The organism is Actinomadura roseirufa (genome assembly GCF_900659635.1).
Taxonomy (GTDB): domain Bacteria; phylum Actinomycetota; class Actinomycetes; order Streptosporangiales; family Streptosporangiaceae; genus Spirillospora; species Spirillospora roseirufa.
Map to the genome: position 1 here is coordinate 1 of NZ_CAACVB010000502.1, position 2,712 is coordinate 2,712.

Annotated in this window: 4 protein-coding genes; all 4 read left to right on the forward strand. The window is 76.4% G+C overall.

Annotation, left to right across the window (positions count from 1 at the left end; translation table 11 throughout):
* The first annotated feature begins 70 nt into the window (after window positions 1-70).
* Window positions 71-583: a CDP-alcohol phosphatidyltransferase family protein gene (locus E1291_RS40800; RefSeq protein ID WP_370771128.1), complete on the forward strand. Its 513-nt coding sequence runs from the start codon at window positions 71-73 to the stop codon at window positions 581-583.
* Window positions 540-1,508, forward strand: coding sequence for a zinc-dependent alcohol dehydrogenase (locus E1291_RS40805; protein ID WP_131743385.1), 969 nt, complete (start codon window positions 540-542; stop codon window positions 1,506-1,508). Before E1291_RS40800 ends, E1291_RS40805 begins: the two co-directional genes overlap by 44 nt.
* Before the next feature lie 22 nt (window positions 1,509-1,530).
* Window positions 1,531-1,929 (forward strand): 6-pyruvoyl trahydropterin synthase family protein, encoded by a 399-nt coding sequence (locus E1291_RS40810; RefSeq protein WP_131743386.1) that lies wholly within the window; start codon window positions 1,531-1,533, stop codon window positions 1,927-1,929.
* A partial coding sequence (locus E1291_RS40815; protein ID WP_207401241.1) for a glycosyltransferase family protein occupies window positions 1,926-2,712 on the forward strand: 787 nt, incomplete at its 3' end. The genes E1291_RS40810 and E1291_RS40815, both read left to right, overlap by 4 nt.

A 2,712-nucleotide genomic window follows, 5' to 3' on the forward strand; every position in this document is an offset into this window, starting at 1 on the left:
GTCCTCACGGAGCGTGGAGCTGACGGCACCGGCCGTAGCGCGACGAACGGTTGTCAACCGAAACCAGGCGATGACCTGCGACTCAAGGGCGGGCGGCGGGCCGGGCACGGCGTTCGTCGCGATCACCGTGGTCGCGCTGGTCCTGGACGGGGTGGACGGCCGCGTCGCCCGCCGCACCGGGACCGTGTCGCGGCTCGGCGCCCGCTTCGACATGGAGGTGGACGCGTTCCTGATCCTCGTGCTCAGCGTGCGGGTCGCGGCGGCCGTCGGCGCGTGGGTCCTGGCGATCGGGGCGATGCGGTACGCCTTCGGCGCGGCGGCGCGGGTGGTGCCGTGGCTGCGCGCGGCGCCGCCGCCGAGCCTGGCCCGCAAGGCCGTCGCGGTGGTACAGGCGGTCGTCCTGCTCGTGGTCGCCGCGGGGATCGTCCCGTACGCGCCGTTCGTCGTGGCCGTCGCGCTGGGGTTGCTGGTCTGGTCGTTCGGGCGCGACGCCGTGTGGCTGGCCCTGCACCGGGAACCGCCAGAGGGGAGGGATGCCCATGGAACGCGAAGCCCGCGCATTCTGGATCCGGTCGCCAGGTAAGAGCGAGATCCGCACGACCGCGCTGCCCGCACCCGGCCCGGACGACGTCCTGGTCAGGACGGCCTTCTCGGGCGTGAGCCGGGGGACGGAGACGCTCGTGTTCCGCGGCGCCGTCCCCGCGAGCCAGCACGAGCTGATGCGCGCGCCCTTCCAGGAAGGGGAGTTCCCGGGCCCGGTCAAGTACGGCTACCTGAACGCGGGCGTGGTCGAGCAAGGGCCGTCCGGGCTGCTCGGCCGCTCCGTCTTCTGCCTGTACCCGCATCAGACCCGGTACGTGGTCCCGGCGGACGCGGTGCGACCCGTCCCGGACGGGGTGCCCCTGGAACGGGCCGTCCTCGCCGGGACGGTCGAGACCGCGGTGAACGCGCTGTGGGACGCGGCGCCGCTGGTCGGCGACCGGATCGCGGTCGTCGGCGGCGGGATGGTCGGCTGCGCCGTCGCCGGGGTCCTCGCGGGGTTCCCGGGCGCGGCCGTCCAGCTCGTGGACATCGACCCGTCCCGCGCGGACATCGCCGCCCGATTCGGCGCGCGGTTCGCCTCCCCCGACACCGCCGAAGGGGACTGCGACCTGGTCGTGCACGCCAGCGCCACCGAGGCCGGCCTCGCGCGCTCCCTGGAACTGCTCGCCCCGGACGGCGAGGTCGTCGAGCTGAGCTGGTACGGGGACCGGCGCGTCGGCGTCCCGCTCGGCGAGTACTTCCACTCCCGCAGGCTGACCGTCCGCGGAAGCCAGGTGGGCACGCTGCCCGCCCGCCGGGCGCGGCGCGGATTCGCGGCCCGGACGGCGCTCGCGCTGCGGCTGCTCGCCGCGCCCGCCTTCGACGCGCTGATCACCGGCGAGAGCGCGTTCGAGGACCTCCCGGAGGTCATGGCCGCGCTCGCCGCCGGGGAACTGCCCGCGCTCTGCCACCGGATCCGCTACTGAACCCCACCGGGAGGAGGCTCGCGTGTTCGCCGTCACCGTCCGCGACCACGTCATGATCGCCCACAGCCTGCGCGGCGAGGTCTTCGGGCCCGCGCGGCGGCTGCACGGCGCCACCTACGTCGTGGACGCGACGTTCCGCCGCGCCGCGCTCGACCCCGACGGGATCGTCGTCGACATCGGCCGCGCCGCCCGCGAGCTGGCCGCGGTCCTGGGCGGCCTCGCCTACCGCAACCTCGACGAGGAGCCGGAGTTCGCCGGGGCCACCACCTCCACGGAGTTCCTCGCGCGGTTCGTCGCCGACCGGCTCGCCGGCCGGGTCCACGCGGGCGCCCTCGGGGAGCACGCGCGCGGCCTGTCCGGCATCGCGGTGACGCTGCACGAGTCGCACGTCGCCTGGGCCAGTTACGAGCGCGCGCTGTGACCGCCGCCGCGCTCCCGATCCGCGTCGTCGTCCCCGGGGACATCGACGACGAGCGGGTTCCGAGCGGCGGCAACGTCTACGACCGGCGGCTGTGCGAGGCTCTCGCGGCGGCCGGCCGGCCCGTGCGCGAACTGCCCGTCCCCGGAGCCTGGCCGCGCCCGGACGGCCCCGCGCGGGCCGCGCTGGCGCAGGTCCTCGGCGGTCTGCCCGGCGGCGCCACGGTCCTGGTCGACGGGCTGGTCGCCTGCGGCGTCCCGGAGATCGTGACCCCGCACGCCGGCCGGCTGCGGACGGCGGTCCTCGTCCACCAGCCGCTGGCGGACGAGACCGGGACGCCGCCCGGAGCCGCCGCGGACCTGGACGCCCGCGAGCGCGCCACCCTCCGCGCCGCCGGCGCCGTGATCGCGACGAGCCCCTGGGCCCGGCGGCGGATCATCGACCGGCACGGCCTCGACCCGCGCCGCGTCCACACCGTCGAGCCGGGGACCGCGCCGGCCCCCCTCGCCGCGGGATCCGACGGGGCCTCGCACCTGCTGTGCGTGGCGTCGCTGACCCCCCGCAAGGGCCACGACCTGCTCATCGCCGCCCTCGCCGCCGTCGCCCGCCTGCCCTGGACCTGCACCTGCGTCGGCTCCCTCGACCGCGCCCCCGGCCACCCCGCCCGGCTGCGCGGCCTCATCGCCCGGCAAGGAGAATCGGCGGCCGCGCCTTCCTGGCGGTATCTTCCTGGCGGTGTCTCCCAGTTTCGCTGGACGGACCGGCACGGCGATTCCTCCTTCCTGA

Excerpts from the sequence above, each read along its gene's own strand:
- E1291_RS40800 (WP_370771128.1), top strand. The coding sequence starts at position 71 with ATGACCTGCGACTCAAGGGCGGGCGGCGGGCCGGGCACGGCGTTCGTC.
- E1291_RS40805 (WP_131743385.1), top strand. The coding sequence starts at position 540 with ATGGAACGCGAAGCCCGCGCATTCTGGATCCGGTCGCCAGGTAAGAGC.